Below are 13,375 nucleotides of genomic sequence, written 5' to 3'. Positions count from 1 at the left end.
GCCCCTGTCTTAGGTAAGCGCGAGGGAGGGCGGAAGCCCAGGCCGCTGATATCACGCATGAAATCTTTTGATAGGCCATGCGGCCGATTGTCGACGTGTCGTTCGCGCCGTTGGTCCGGCCGCTGCGGGCGGCGCGACTTCGAGATTGCAACCTCTACACGATTTCTCTACAAGTTATTTAGGAAGGGCTAACTCTTGCTCGTCTAACGTGAAGTGGGGAAAAGATCGACCAGCGACGTGACCAAACGCGTCGGGAGGGCTGCTTGGCGAAGAACACGTCCCGCAATCCGCGATATGCCGCCATAAACGGCGGCGGCAACGAGGATACACGTCGCCTAATCGATGCCAGCCACCGGCTGGCCGAAGAAGTGGCGCGCATCTTTCCTACCGAACCCGACATCGCCGACCGCCACTACTGGTTGGAAACGATGATCAACCATGTGCCCGACTACATCTATGCCAAGGATGTCGAAGGGCGGTTCCTCATCGCCAACCAGGTGACTGTTGCCGACAACGGGCTGGCGGCGCTGAGTGATATCGTCGGCAAGACCGACTTCGATCTCCATCCGCCGCATATGGCAAAGGCGATCGCCGACATCGAGCGCCGCGTCATCGAGACCGGAGAGCCGATTTTCGGCATCGAGGAACGGGCGATCGTCAGCAAGGGCCGCGACCGCTGGCTGATGACCTCCAAGGTGCCGCTGCGCAACAAGCGCGGCAAGATCGTCGGCGTCGTCGGCGTGTCGCGCGATATCTCCGACCGCAAGGCCGCCGAGCGCTTGCTCGAAGGGCAAGCCCGCCTCCTGGAAATGATCGCCAACGGCCGGCCGCTCGACGAGTTCTTCCGGGACATGATCCTGCTGATCGAGGCGCTGATGCCCGGGATCAAAGGGTCGGTGCTGTTGTTGTCTGCCGATGGCCGCTATCTCTCCCACGGCGCAGCGCCAAGCCTCGACGAGGCCTATTGTGCCACCATCCATGGTGTCGAGATCGGTCCTCGCATGGGTTCCTGCGGTACCGCCGCCTGGCGCGGCGAGCAGGTGATCGTCTCGGATATTCTCGCCGATCCTCTCTGGGACGAATATCGCGAGTTCGTTCGACCCTATGGTTTCCGCTCCTGCTGGTCGACGCCGGTCCATTCGCGCGACCGCAAGGTGCTTGGTACCTTCGCGCTCTATTCCGGCTCGGTTGGTGTTCCCGACGACGGGCAGCGGGAGCTGATCGCGATGGTGGCGCATCTGGCGGGTATCGCCATCGAGCGCAAGCAGGCAGAGGACCGTATCAGTTTCATGGCGCATCATGATGCGCTGACGGGCCTGCCGAACCGGGCGCTGTTCGAGGAACAGGTCGCCGAGGCGCTGGAGGCCCTGCGCGGCACCGGTCAATGGGCGGTGCTCGCCTTCCTCGACCTCGACAATTTCAAGCTGGTCAACGACACGCTCGGCCATGCGGCCGGCGATGAACTGTTGAAGGTCACGGCATCGCGCATGCGTTCGTCGGTGCGCAAGTCCGACATGGTCGTGCGTGTCGGCGGCGACGAATTCATCCTGCTGTTGAACGGCCTTCCCTGCGAGCGTGATGTCGTACTGGCGAGGCTTGAGGATATTCGCCGCGCCATCGCCGCACCGGTGGAGATCGAAGGCCGGAGCTTGCAGGTCACCTGTAGCATGGGCGTCGCCTGCTTTCCCAATCAGGGCAAGACGGTGGGCGAACTGCTCGCCAATGCCGACATGGCGATGTATCGGGCGAAGGAGTTCGGTCGCAACAATCTGCAGGTCTTCACGGAGGAAATGGCTGCCAAGGCGCACGAAAAGCTGCGCCAGCAGGAGGAACTGCGCAGGGCACTGGCGCGTGACGAGTTCTTCCTGCAGTTCCAGCCGCAGATGAACCTTGCGAATGGCCGCGTTTTCGCAGCCGAAGCGCTGCTGCGTTGGCGTCACCCCGATCGGGGCACGGTCTCTCCGGCCGCGTTCATTCCGCTCGCCGAAGAAACCGGGCTGATCGTGCCGATCGGCGACTGGGTGCTGCGTGCCGCCTGCCGCCAGGCCAAGGGCTGGCAGGATGCCGGTCTGCCGCCGCTGATCGTCAGCGTCAACGTTTCGGCGCGCCAGTTCCGCGAGCGCAACTGGGCCGGCCACGTGGCGGCCATCCTTGCCGAAACCGGACTTGAGCCCTGCTGTCTCGAACTGGAACTCACGGAAAGCCTGATCATGCAGGACGTGCCAGGCGCAATCGCCACCATGCACGAACTGCAGGCGATCGGCGTGCACCTGGCAATCGACGATTTCGGTACCGGCTATTCGAGCCTCAGCGCCCTGAAACGCTTTCCGGTGCGCCGCCTGAAGATCGACCGGTCCTTCGTTGCGGACATTCCCGTCGATCTCGACGACAATGCGATCACGGCGGCGATCATCTCGCTCGCCCAAAACCTCGGCCTGCGCGTCATCGCCGAAGGTGTGGAAAACCAGGCCCAGGTCGAGTTTCTGCGCCGGAGCGGTTGCGACGAGATCCAAGGCTATTTCTTCAGCCGGCCACTCGCCGCGCCTGATTTTGAAGCATTGATGCGCCAGCCGCGTTTCAGTGCCCATAGCGTCTAAGTTCCCTCCGCTTCACGCCGCGACGCAAGCTTCGGTCCAGCCGCAAATGCAAGCATCGCCCCCATTTCGAGGGGCTGTGCGTAGTATTTCGTTAAGCAATTTCATGCAGCACTCCTCAGGCCGCACTCAAGCCCTCCAGAGTTCGATGTCCTCTTCAGTTCTCTTCTCCCGCCGTCAGTTTCTCCGCTCGTCCGGATTGGCGCTTGCCTCTGCCGGCCTTGCAGGCTGCACCTCCTCGATGAACACGGATGTCTTCCGCTATGAGACGGCGCCGGTGTTCCGCAATCCCGCGCTCGAGGGACGCTTTACCGATCCGCGCGCCGAAGGCATCTATGAGAGGCAGGATGGCCCGGGGCCGCTGCCGACCGGCCTTCCGCCGCAGGACCTCTACGTCGAGGACATCTATGCCTCCGTGAATGACGGCGGCTATCAGGTGCCGGCCATTCCCTTCCGCCAGATCGACGCGCGTTTCTATCGCCAGGAGGTCAGCGATCCCTTCGGCGAGCAGCCGGGAACGATCGTCGTCGATACCGGCGACCGTTACCTCTATCTGATCCAGCCGGGGGGCAGGGCGCTGCGTTATGGCGTCGGCCTCGGTCGCGAGGGATTCGCCTGGTCGGGCCGCGGCGTCATCCAGTGGAAGCAGAAGTGGCCGCGCTGGACCCCGCCGGACAGCATGGTCGCCCGCCAGCCGCAGCTGAAACCATATTCGGCCAAGAACGGCGGCATGGCGCCGGGTCTCAACAACCCCTTGGGTTCGCGCGCGCTCTACATCTTTCAGAATGGTCAGGACACGCTTTATCGCGTCCACGGGACGCCGGAATGGAAGTCGATCGGCAAGGCCGTTTCGTCCGGCTGCGTGCGAATGCTCAACCAGGATGTCATGGACCTTTACGATCGCGTGCGCGGCAAGGCGCCGATCCTCGTCATCTGAAACCGCTGATGTCGTAGCTCACTGCGTCCCATCGCTCATGCGGTGGGTGCCTCCGCTAGTTCCGCTGCGATCAGTCCGCGCTGTGACCGGAATTGAGCTGCCGCGTCAATTGATGCAGCGTTTCCCGGATTTCGCCCGCTTCCTCCAGGCTGCAGCCTGAAGCCTTGCCGATATCCATGAGAATGCCGAAGGCTTCGCGCTTGAGGCCGCGGCCCTTTTCCGTGAGGCGGACGATCACCTGCCGCTCGTCACCCGGATCGCGCTGGCGTGCGACATATCCGGCCACCTCCAGGCGTTTGAGAAGCGGGGACAGCGTTCCGGAATCGAGCCCGATTTCCTCGCCGATGCGCTTTACCGTCATCTCGTCCTGTTGCCACAGCGCGAGCAGAACGAGATATTGTGGATAGGTAAGGCCGAAACGATCGAGCAACGGCTTGTAGGCACGGTTGAAAGCATGCGCCGCCGAATAGACGGCGAAGCAGAGTTGCTGGCCGAGCGCCAGCGCTTCCTCGGGGATGGTATCGTTATGTGTCGCCTTGTCAGTCATCGTCGCATCTTCGCAAAAACACGCCAAAAATGCAATTTGCAAAATTAATTTGTGCACAATTGAATTTCGCGCTATCTAATTCGCATCCACTCGGAAACGCAAAGGAGACCCGCCAATGCCTATTCTCTATCGCACCACTGCATCCGCAACCGGTGGCCGTGCTGGCCAGGCCAAGAGCGCTGACGGCGTTCTGGATGTCACCCTCACCGTGCCGAAGGAGCTCGGCGGCGACGGCGCCCGCGGCACCAACCCGGAGCAGCTTTTCGCCGCCGGATACTCGGCCTGCTTCCTCGGCGCGCTGAAGTTCGTTGCCGGCAAGGAGAAGGTAAAGCTTCCGGAGGACACGAAGGTGACGGGAACCGTCGGTATCGGCCCGCGCGACGATGGTACCGGCTTCGGCATCGATGCCGCGCTTGAGATCTCGTCGCCTGGCGTCGACAAGGCGGTTCTCGAAGACCTCGTCCAGAAGGCGCATATCGTTTGCCCCTATAGCCACGCGACCAAGGGCAATATCGACGTCAAGCTGACGGTTGCCTGAGATCTCAATTCCAATAGGAATCCAAAAGCCCGGCGGTTCTTCCGCCGGGCTTTTGTGTTCTCAGGGGCATGATGCTCCCTCCAGCCCCGCTGCAGGAGGCGGCGGCCGCCGCGCCTCAGCGTCGTCGAGGTACCCTTGCCCTCACGGTCGTGGTCAGCGCCGGCTGAGGCTGCCGAGGATGCCGCGCACCAGGGCGCGGCCGACCTGGGTGGCGACGGTGCGGGCGACCGATTTCATTGCGGCTTCGACGACCGTCTCGCGCTGGTAGCCGGAGCTGCGCGGACGCGCCTGCTTGCCGGACGCTTCCGGCTCGTCGTCGCCGAAGCCCGGCAGCGTCCAGCGGCTGCCGCCGGTATTGGCTTCAGTCGTCTGCTGCTCGGCCCGTTCCTGCGCCTCTGCCTGCGCGTCGGCTGCCTTCTTGGCGCGTGCCGCCAGAAGCTCGTAGGCCGACTCGCGGTCGAAGTCTTCGTCGTAGAGGCCACGGACGGGGCTGACGTCCATCACCTTCTGCCGCTCGGCCTCGGTCAGCGGGCCGACGCGCGACTGCGGCGGACGCACGAGCGTGCGCTCGACCATCGAGGGCGCGCCCTTGCCTTCGAGCGTCGAGACCAGCGCCTCGCCGGTGCCGAGATTGGTGATGACGGTGGCGCAATCGAAGTCCGGGTTCGGACGGAAGGTATCGGCGGCCGTCTTCACCGCCTTCTGGTCGCGCGGCGTATAGGCGCGCAGCGCATGCTGGACGCGGTTGCCGAGCTGGCCGAGAACGGTATCCGGCACGTCGAGCGGGTTCTGGGTGACGAAGTAGACGCCGACGCCCTTGGAGCGGATCAGGCGCACGACCTGTTCGACGCGTTCGATCAGCGCCTTCGGCGCGTCGTTGAAGAGCAGATGCGCCTCGTCGAAGAAGAAGACCAGCTTCGGCTTGTCCGGGTCGCCCACTTCCGGCAGCTCTTCGAAGAGCTCCGAAAGCAGCCAGAGCAGGAAAGTCGCGTAAAGCCGCGGGTTCATCATCAGCTTGTCGGCCGCCAGCACCGAGATCGCGCCGCGTCCGTCGTTGGTCGTGCGCATGATGTCGGTGATCTTCAGCGCCGGCTCGCCGAAGAAATGCTCGGCGCCCTGCTGCTCGAGGATCAGTAGCTCGCGCTGGATCGAGCCGACCGAGGCCTTGGAGATGAAGCCGAACTGGTTGGAAAGCGCGCTGGCATTGTCGCCCATGTAGTTGAGCAGCGCCTGCAGGTCCTTGAGATCGAGCAGCGGCAGGCCGCCCTGGTCGGCGATCTTGAAGGCGATGTTGAGCACGCCTTCCTGTGCGTCGGTCGCATTCATCAGCCGCGACAGCAGCAGCGGTCCCATCTCCGACATGGTGGTGCGGACGCGATGGCCCTTCTCGCCGTAGAGGTCCCAGAAGATGACCGGGAATTCCTGGAACTCGTAGGGGTTCGTCGGCAGGCCGATCTGTTCGGCGCGTTTCAGGATGAAGTCCTTGGGTTCGCCGATGGCGCCGATGCCGGAGAGATCGCCCTTGACGTCCGCACAGAAAACCGGGACGCCGGCGTTGGAGAAGCCTTCGGCGAGGACCTGCAGGGTGATCGTCTTGCCGGTGCCGGTAGCGCCGGTGATCAGGCCATGGCGGTTGCCGAATTTGAGTTCCAGATACTCGCCCTTGTTGATCGAATCATCAGGCTTGCGGCTGGTGCCGATAAAGAGCTTGCCTTCTTCCAACATGTGGGCTTCATCTCCGTTTCGTCAATGAAAGCGGGCGGTTCGCGGTTTTTGCCGGCGCCCGTCATCGCTGTGTGGCTCGCTCCTGTTATAGGTGGTGCAGTCACGCCCGGCAACTGGACTGTTCCTGTCCAAGGAACGGGAAAGCGGATGGGTGAACAGTGCTCGGCTCGACGCCTTGCGAAGCCTGCGGCGCCGTGAAACCATCGGCTTTTCGCGGGCTGGGCGCCATTGAAAGGGGCCTGCAGATGCCGGCCGAAATCCGTGAGTTTGTCCGGCGCCGGCAGCCGTCGCCGCTTGTCATTTTCGAAGTGATCATTTACCTTGACGTCAACGTCAAAAACCCAATGAGGGAGTTAAGTCCATGAATGAACTGGTCACGCGCGTCGCGGAAAACGTTGGCATTGAGCCGGCAACGGCCGAAAAGGCTGTCGGCATGATCCTCGGTTTTCTGCAGCGCGAAGCCGCCGACGGCCCGGTTGCCAGGATGATCGAAGCGATCCCGGGCGCATCCGAGCTGATCGCCCAGTACAACGGCGAAGGTTCGGGCGGCGGCGGCCTGCTTGGCGGCCTGATGTCGGCCATCGGCGGCGGCGGCGTCATGGCGCTCGGCCAGCAGCTGATGAGCCAGGGCCTCGGCATGGGCGAGATCACCTCGCTCGCCAAGGAAACCATTGCTTTCGCCAAGGAAAAGGCCGGCGACGAAGTGGTCGACGAAGTCGTCGCCTCGGTTCCGGGCCTCAGCCAGTTCGTCTGATCCGCGGTGTCCTTGCGGGCCGACAAAACACCCGCCGGAGCGATCCGGCGGGTGTTTTGATTCCCGCAGTGCCGGCCTGAGCTGGAACCGATCCTACGGTCGCGCCCGGCTGCTTTCGCTTGCAGATCAAGCAGCCTTGTCCCAGACCGGTGCGAGGCCGTCCGGATTGACGATCCGGCCATCCGGGCGGGCAAGGGCGTTGATCTCCACCATCTCGCCATCGCCGAGCGCGAAGTCGAAGATCGCGAAATTTTCCCTCAGCCGATCGATCGTCGCAGTCTTGGACAGAGCGACCACGTCCTTCTGCTGCACCAGCCAGCGCAGGGCCACTTGGGCGGCCGTCTTGCCGTGGCGCTCGCCGATCTCCCTGAGCAGCCGATCGTTCGGGACCTTGCCGTTGGCCATTGCGTAATAGGCGGTGATCGACATGCCGTGCTTGCGTGCGGTTCCGAGGACCGTGGTCTGGTCGAGATAGGGGTGATACTCGACCTGGTTGGTGGCGATCGGCGCATCGCTGAGCTTCACGGCTTCTTCCATCTGCGCCGTGTTGAAGTTGCTGACGCCGATGTGGCGGACCTTGCCGGCCTTCCGCACGTCGTTGAGGGCGCCGATGCGCTCTGCCATCGGTACGTCGCTGCCGCCCGGCCAATGCAAGAGAAGCAGGTCGACATGGTCGGTCCTCAGCTTCTTCAGGCTCTCGTCGACCGAGGTGAGGAAGTCCCGATACGCATAGTTGTCGACCCAGACCTTGGTGGTGAGGAAGATGTCGGCGCGCGAGACGCCAGAGTTATGGATGGCTTCGCCGACCTCGGCCTCGTTGCCGTAGATCTGCGCCGTGTCGACGTGATGGAAGCCGAGCTTGAGTGCTTCCGGCAGCACCCGCAGCACGTCGGCGCCAGGCATGCGGAAGGTGCCGAAGCCGAGCGCTGGAATGTTGGCGCCGTTTGAATTGACGGAATGCATGGTGGGTAACTCCTTGTACTTGACCTGCCGTACTTGGCGAGCGCCCGGCCGCATGGCCGGGCGAGAAAGGAACGATCTATAGGTGGTCCTCGAGGGCGGCGGATCAAGCCGGTTGGTAGGCGGCGCCTGCTCGACGATCAAGAACGCCGCTCAAGAGCGTGAGCATCAGGGCGGCCGCGACGAGCAGGGCACCGATGACCGGCGTCATGCCGAGACCAAGCGGTGAGGCGACGACCACACCGCCGAGCCACGCGCCGACGGCAATGCCGAGATTGAAAGCTGCGATGTTGAGCGCCGAGGCGACATCGACAGCACCCGGACGGTACTGCTTGGCAAGTTGCACCACATAGAGCTGCAGGCCCGGCACATTGGCGAAGGACAGGAAGCCGAGCGCGGCAAGCGTCACCAGCGTCAGCGCCGGCACTGGAGCGGTGAAAGTAAAGAGCACCAGCACGGCCGCCTGGGCCAGGAACAGGCCGACCAGCGCCTTCACAGGATCGCGGTTGGCGATCTTGCCGCCGGCAATGTTGCCGATGGCGATGGCGACACCATAGAGCACGAGGATCAGGCTGACGGCGCCTTCAGAGAAGCCGGTGATGTCCTGCAGGATCGGCGCGAGGAAGGTGAAGGCGACGAATGTGCCGCCGTAGCCGAGCGCGGTCATGGCAAAGACGATCAGCAGGCGGCCGGAACCGAGCACACGCACCTGATCGATGAGCTTGGCCGGCGGCGCCTTGGAGAGCGTGTTCGGCAGCAGGGCAACGATCGCGGTGAGCGCGATGACGCCGAGACCGGTCACGGCCCAGAAGGTGGCGCGCCAGCCGAAGGTCTGGCCGATCCAGGTACCGAGCGGCACGCCGGTGACGATCGCGACCGTGAGACCCATGAACATCATGGCAATGGCCGAGGCGCGGCGATCCTCCGGGACGAGGTCGGCGGCGATGGTCGAGCCGACCGAGAAGAACACGCCATGGGCAAAGGCGGAAATGACCCGCGCGACGAGCAGGGGCTCATAGCTGGGGGACAGTGCGGCGGCGGCGTTGCCGACGATGAAGAGTGCCATCAGCCCGATCAGAAGCGGCTTGCGCTCGATCCGGCCGGTGAGTGCCGTCAGCACCGGCGCGCCGAAGGTGACGCCAAGCGCATAGACGCTGACGATCAGGCCGGCGAGCGGCAGGGTGACATTGAGGTCGGTGGCGACCGTCGGCAGCAGGCCGACGATCACGAATTCCGTTGTTCCGATCGCATAGGCCGCGATCGTCAGCGCAAGGATAGCAATGGGCACGACGAGACCTTTCCCACCCGGCTGGGAGGGGCCGGGCGCGTTGGTTGTTGATGAAATCGAAGCGGAATATGAGCCTTTGCACTCCGCAAGATAATAAGCATAATCTGACAAAGGGCTGTGAATTCATTTCAAAGGTGACGACCCATGGACAATCGGGCGGGTGAGATGGAGGTCTTCGTTGCCGTTTCGGAGACCCGCAGCTTCTCGGCCGCGGCGCGACGCCTGAAGCTGTCGCCGTCTGCAATCAGCAAACTGGTGACGCGGATCGAGGACCGGCTCGGCACACGGCTTCTCGTGCGCTCGACCAGGACCCTGCAACTGACGCCGGAGGGGGAGGTCTACCTTCAGCGGGCGCAGCGAATCCTGACCGAGATCGTCGAAACCGAACAGCTCGTCGCCGCCGGTGGCCGCATGACACCGCGGGGGCTTTTGCGAGTGAATGCCGCCGTCGGCTTCGGCGAGCGCTACATCATGCCGCTCGCGCCGGAGTTCCTCGCCCGCTACCCGGAGGTGCGGCTGGATCTGACCTTGACCGACAGCATGATCGACGTGGTCGGCGAGAGGACAGACGTGGCGATCCGTACCGGTCCGTTGCGGGATTCATCGCTGAAGGCACGCAAGCTCATGGAAAGCCGCCCGGTGGTGATCGCATCGCCCGCCTATCTGGAAAGGCATGGGACACCGCAAACGCCGGATGAACTCGACGGCCACAATTGCATCCGCTTCAATTTCCGTCGCAGCGTCGACGAATGGGCGTTCCGTATGCCCGGGCAGCCGGCCGCGGAGTTGCGCTCGGTCTTCGGCAACATGCAGGTCTCGAGCGGATCGATCGTCCGCCAGCTTTGCCTTGCCGGCATCGGCATTGGCCGTATCGGCCGCTTCCACGTCGAGCCGGATTTCAAGGCCGGAACGCTCGTACCGTTGCTCGAAGATTATCAGTCGGGCGAGATCGAGACGGTCTACGCCGTCTATGCCGGCCATGAGCATCTCGCCGCCCGTATCCGCGCCTTCATCGATTTTCTGGTCGAACGTATGTAGCGTCGGCCGGCGCTACGCCTTCACCGCGACGATGAAAAATCTCGGGAAGCGCAAAAGGACGTTGCCGCCGCTCATCGCCGGATAGGCAGCGCGGATCCGGTCCGTGTAGTCGGTAACGAAGGCGTCACGTTTGTCTTCCGGCACGGCGTCGAGATAGGGGCGCAGGCCCGTACCTTTCACCCATTCGACGATAGCCTCGGCATTGGCGAGTCGATGGTAGTAGATCGTGTGCCAGACCTCGATGCCGGCCGCCTGTGGCGCCAGGCATTCGACATAGGTTGCCGGGCTCGGCATGGGATTGCGGCGGATGGTCTTGCCGGCAAAGACGTCGGCGAAAGCCGGGCTGCGAGCCGTCGCCTCCATCAGCAAATGGCTCGGCTCTCCAAGGTTGTCCGGCATCTGGACCGCAAGCGTGCCGCCCGATGCGAGTGCCGCCATCAGTCTTTCGAAGATCGTCAGGTGGTTCGGAAGCCATTGGAAGACAGCGTTGCCGTAAAACAGCGCCGCGCCGGCAGGCGGAACCCAGTTTGCGAGATCCGCCTTCTCGAAGGTGACGCCGGGCAGCCGCTTCGCCGCCGCAACGAGCATGTTCTCGTCGCTATCGAGGCCTGAAAGCGTGGCCTCGGGAAACCGGTCGCGGATGAGTTCGGTGGAGTTGCCCGGGCCGCAGCCGAGGTCGAAGGCGACGCCATCGGGCAGGTCTGGCACTTGGGCAAGAAGGTCTCTGGCTGGCCGGGTGCGTTCGTCTTCGAACTTCAGATATAGCGCAGGCGACCAGGCCATCAGGAGATCCTTCAGATACCGAACTGCAGACTTTCGAGAGAGGGCAGGATCAGCGCCGGCCCGTGATCACGATACTCGTCCGGCATGTCAGCTCGGTTGATCCATACGGTGCGAAAGCCGAATTTCGTCGCCCCGGCAATGTCCCAGCGGTTCGACGACTGGAAGGAGACGGCATGCGGGTAGAGCCGGTACCCGGTTGTGACGATGTCGTAGACGGCAGGCGCGGTCTTGAAGGCCTTGACCGCGTCGACGGAAAAGACGTCGTCAATGATGATGTCGAGCGCCGCGTTGCGGACCGCAGAGGCAAGCATGGCCGGCGAGCCGTTGGAGAGGATGGCGATGCGCGCGCCGCGCTCCTTGAGCCCTTTCAGAACCGCCGGCACTTCCGGATAGCAATCGAGCGCCCAATAGGCGTCGAGCAGCCGCTTGCGAAGTTTCGGGTCGGCGGAGGGGAACCGTGCGAAGGCGTAGTCGAGCGACTGTTCGGTCAGTTGCCAGAAATCCTGATAGCTGCCCATCAGCGAGCGCACCCAGGAATATTCGAGCTGTTTGGCGCGCCAGAGTTCGGAAAAAGCCTGCCCGTCCGGCCCGATTTCCTCAGCGTGGCGCCTGACGGCCGCATGCACGTCAAAGAGCGTGCCGTAGGCGTCAAACACATAGGCCGCGTGGGACATCTTTTCCTCCCGTCATTTGTCTTCGGCACTGGCGGGACAAGGTCGAATCGCCCCGTCAAAGCCCATCCGAAAACAAAGGCTTACAGCATCATGCCTGATCAGGCAGCCAACTGTCACCGTTCTTTCGTGGGATCATGTCAAATCTTTGTGCAATGCACAACGGCCGGCGGGACGGCTGCAGAGTTCTCGCATCAGCTTTTGCCTGGCTTCCAGACTTTCGCCGGGAAGCGCAGCGCCTGCTTGGCGAGCTTGCCCTTGAGCCCGAGCGCCGTGTCGCAAAGGTTGACCACATGCCGGTTCGGCTTGGCCTCCGGCCTCAGCGCATGGAGCGCGGCCGCGGCGTCTTCCGGCGGCATGTAGCGCGCCAGGATGCCGAGGGTGAGCGCGGTCGCGCGGCCGATCCCCCTCAGGCAGTGGACGAGCAGATGTGCGTCTTCGGGCAGGCGGTCGACAAAAGCGAAGGCAGCCTCGATCGTCTCCGGACGGGCCGCATCCGGTTCGTCCGGATCGGTGCTGTCGCCAAAAAAGAGTTCCAGGTGCCGCTCCGGCGGCAGCTCGATCATCGAGAGCAACCGGCTGCCGGGGGCGCGGATCGAGATCAGGTGCGTCGGCGCCCAGAGCGCCCGGTTGTGCCGCGCTTCTGTTTGCGAACTGACGATCGCCCGCACCGGCCAGCCGGATGGATGCGCCGGATTGGCCTCGAGAACAGGATGGTAGAGTTCATCCCCGGTGACGGCTGCCGCAAGCGCCATGACAGGACCTCGCTGTGATTCTTCCGAGCGGATTTTGCCCTGAAATCGGTCGCGGCTTAAGGGCAAAATCATGGGATAGGGCGAAAAGCTGCCGGCAGGCATCAGCCCGAATGGATATAGCGCCGCGACCAGTGGGACGGCACGAGGACGGTCGCAAGCGCGAGCCCGGTGCTGAGCGCAAAGGACGCCCAGAGCGAGGGCGCGCCGAAGCGGTGCTGCAACAGAGCGCCGGTAACCGCACCTGAGAACATGCCGAGCCACGGCACGATCTGCACGAACCATTGACGGTTTTTGTTGCCGAGCAGCCAGCGGCCAAGACCCCGCCCGAAGCGGGAGAGTGCCCCGGTGACATAAGTGAGCCCGATCGGCAGCCCCTCGATATGTTCGACCGCCGCGTTGACCAGGCCCATGGAGAGCACGACGCCGTAGAAGTAGAAGGGGCGCGGCATAAGGGGGCCGAAACCGGCGCAGAGCATCAGCACGAGACTGACCGTCGAGAGAACGCCGACGACACCGAGGCGCGCGGCTACGATCACGCCAAGCGCGTTACCGATGATGAACGCCCCGAGCGCGCCGACGAGCTGCAGCGCACCGGTGAAATTGCCTTCACCGAGTGCGATCGCCGCCCGGGTCGTATTGCCGCTCATGAAGGAGACGAAATCGCCGATACTCAAAAGCCCGATCGCGTCGGTCATGCCGGCGAGGAACGAGATCGTCGCAGCAATGGCCAGCGCCGTGCCGGTGCGCTGCCGCTTGATCAATCTTCGTCGTCTCGCAATGGTCAT

Annotated in this window: 13 protein-coding genes; 5 read left to right on the top strand and 8 right to left on the bottom strand. The window is 63.5% G+C overall.

What is annotated here, in order from left to right; genetic code table 11:
- Window positions 1-263 precede the first annotated feature (263 nt).
- Window positions 264-2,597, top strand: coding sequence for a putative bifunctional diguanylate cyclase/phosphodiesterase (locus AC0C6X_RS00455; protein ID WP_173515895.1), 2,334 nt, complete (start codon window positions 264-266; stop codon window positions 2,595-2,597).
- A gap of 145 nt (window positions 2,598-2,742) precedes the next feature.
- Window positions 2,743-3,531: a L,D-transpeptidase family protein gene (locus AC0C6X_RS00450; protein ID WP_173515896.1), complete on the top strand. Its 789-nt coding sequence runs from the start codon at window positions 2,743-2,745 to the stop codon at window positions 3,529-3,531.
- Between the two features lie 70 nt (window positions 3,532-3,601).
- On the opposite strand, the gene AC0C6X_RS00445 is transcribed toward AC0C6X_RS00450, so the two are convergent.
- Entirely contained in the window at window positions 3,602-4,078 is a 477-nt protein-coding gene (locus AC0C6X_RS00445) for a MarR family winged helix-turn-helix transcriptional regulator (protein ID WP_247957946.1), read from the bottom strand.
- 115 nt (window positions 4,079-4,193) lie between these two features.
- Between AC0C6X_RS00445 and AC0C6X_RS00440 the strand changes: the two genes are divergently transcribed.
- Window positions 4,194-4,616 (top strand): organic hydroperoxide resistance protein, encoded by a 423-nt coding sequence (locus tag AC0C6X_RS00440; protein WP_173515898.1) that lies wholly within the window; start codon window positions 4,194-4,196, stop codon window positions 4,614-4,616.
- Window positions 4,617-4,769: 153 nt separating this feature from the next.
- On the opposite strand, the gene AC0C6X_RS00435 is transcribed toward AC0C6X_RS00440, so the two are convergent.
- Window positions 4,770-6,341 carry a helicase HerA-like C-terminal domain-containing protein gene (locus AC0C6X_RS00435; RefSeq protein ID WP_173515899.1) on the bottom strand — a complete coding sequence of 524 codons (1,572 nt, stop codon included), beginning with the start codon at window positions 6,339-6,341 and terminating at the stop codon, window positions 4,770-4,772.
- 361 nt (window positions 6,342-6,702) lie between these two features.
- On the opposite strand from AC0C6X_RS00435, the gene AC0C6X_RS00430 reads away from it, so the two are divergent.
- A complete protein-coding gene (locus AC0C6X_RS00430; protein ID WP_173515900.1) occupies window positions 6,703-7,095 on the top strand; it encodes a DUF2780 domain-containing protein in 393 nt (130 codons plus the stop codon).
- A gap of 126 nt (window positions 7,096-7,221) precedes the next feature.
- On the opposite strand, the gene AC0C6X_RS00425 is transcribed toward AC0C6X_RS00430, so the two are convergent.
- Window positions 7,222-8,058, bottom strand: a complete 837-nt coding sequence (locus AC0C6X_RS00425) for an aldo/keto reductase (RefSeq protein ID WP_472951309.1) — start codon at window positions 8,056-8,058, stop codon at window positions 7,222-7,224.
- 103 nt (window positions 8,059-8,161) lie between these two features.
- Complete coding sequence (locus AC0C6X_RS00420) at window positions 8,162-9,343, bottom strand: MFS transporter (RefSeq protein WP_472951307.1); 1,182 nt, start codon at window positions 9,341-9,343, stop codon at window positions 8,162-8,164.
- Between the two features lie 144 nt (window positions 9,344-9,487).
- On the opposite strand from AC0C6X_RS00420, the gene AC0C6X_RS00415 reads away from it, so the two are divergent.
- On the top strand, window positions 9,488-10,381 hold the full coding sequence (locus tag AC0C6X_RS00415; protein ID WP_472951305.1) for a LysR family transcriptional regulator: 894 nt from the start codon (window positions 9,488-9,490) through the stop codon (window positions 10,379-10,381).
- Window positions 10,382-10,393: 12 nt separating this feature from the next.
- Here the strand turns inward: AC0C6X_RS00415 and tam are convergent, their stop codons facing one another.
- The 4 genes from tam to AC0C6X_RS00395 all read right to left on the bottom strand — a co-directional run bounded on the left by tam (window position 10,394) and on the right by AC0C6X_RS00395 (window position 13,375).
- Window positions 10,394-11,164, bottom strand: coding sequence for a trans-aconitate 2-methyltransferase (gene tam / locus AC0C6X_RS00410; RefSeq protein WP_472951303.1), 771 nt, complete (start codon window positions 11,162-11,164; stop codon window positions 10,394-10,396).
- 11 nt (window positions 11,165-11,175) lie between these two features.
- Window positions 11,176-11,838 carry a haloacid dehalogenase type II gene (locus AC0C6X_RS00405; protein ID WP_173515905.1) on the bottom strand — a complete coding sequence of 221 codons (663 nt, stop codon included), beginning with the start codon at window positions 11,836-11,838 and terminating at the stop codon, window positions 11,176-11,178.
- Between the two features lie 191 nt (window positions 11,839-12,029).
- On the bottom strand, window positions 12,030-12,590 hold the full coding sequence (locus AC0C6X_RS00400) for a phosphatase (RefSeq protein ID WP_472951301.1): 561 nt from the start codon (window positions 12,588-12,590) through the stop codon (window positions 12,030-12,032).
- A gap of 101 nt (window positions 12,591-12,691) precedes the next feature.
- Window positions 12,692-13,375: a YoaK family protein gene (locus AC0C6X_RS00395; RefSeq protein WP_472951299.1), complete on the bottom strand. Its 684-nt coding sequence runs from the start codon at window positions 13,373-13,375 to the stop codon at window positions 12,692-12,694.

The sequence above is a fragment of the Ensifer sp. VA4 genome (genome assembly GCF_055710065.1).
Note: the sequence above shows the minus strand (reverse complement) of the source record. Positions and strands in the feature narration are given on the sequence as shown.

Coding starts and splice junctions, on each gene's coding strand:
- AC0C6X_RS00450 (WP_173515896.1), top strand. CDS start 2,743: ATGTCCTCTTCAGTTCTCTTCTCCCGCCGTCAGTTTCTCCGCTCGTCC.
- AC0C6X_RS00445 (WP_247957946.1), bottom strand. CDS start 4,078: ATGACTGACAAGGCGACACATAACGATACCATCCCCGAGGAAGCGCTG.
- AC0C6X_RS00440 (WP_173515898.1), top strand. CDS start 4,194: ATGCCTATTCTCTATCGCACCACTGCATCCGCAACCGGTGGCCGTGCT.
- AC0C6X_RS00435 (WP_173515899.1), bottom strand. CDS start 6,341: ATGTTGGAAGAAGGCAAGCTCTTTATCGGCACCAGCCGCAAGCCTGAT.
- AC0C6X_RS00430 (WP_173515900.1), top strand. CDS start 6,703: ATGAATGAACTGGTCACGCGCGTCGCGGAAAACGTTGGCATTGAGCCG.
- AC0C6X_RS00425 (WP_472951309.1), bottom strand. CDS start 8,058: ATGCATTCCGTCAATTCAAACGGCGCCAACATTCCAGCGCTCGGCTTC.
- AC0C6X_RS00415 (WP_472951305.1), top strand. CDS start 9,488: ATGGACAATCGGGCGGGTGAGATGGAGGTCTTCGTTGCCGTTTCGGAG.
- tam (WP_472951303.1), bottom strand. CDS start 11,164: ATGGCCTGGTCGCCTGCGCTATATCTGAAGTTCGAAGACGAACGCACC.
- AC0C6X_RS00405 (WP_173515905.1), bottom strand. CDS start 11,838: ATGTCCCACGCGGCCTATGTGTTTGACGCCTACGGCACGCTCTTTGAC.
- AC0C6X_RS00400 (WP_472951301.1), bottom strand. CDS start 12,590: ATGGCGCTTGCGGCAGCCGTCACCGGGGATGAACTCTACCATCCTGTT.
- AC0C6X_RS00395 (WP_472951299.1), bottom strand. CDS start 13,375: ATGACCATTGCGAGACGACGAAGATTGATCAAGCGGCAGCGCACCGGC.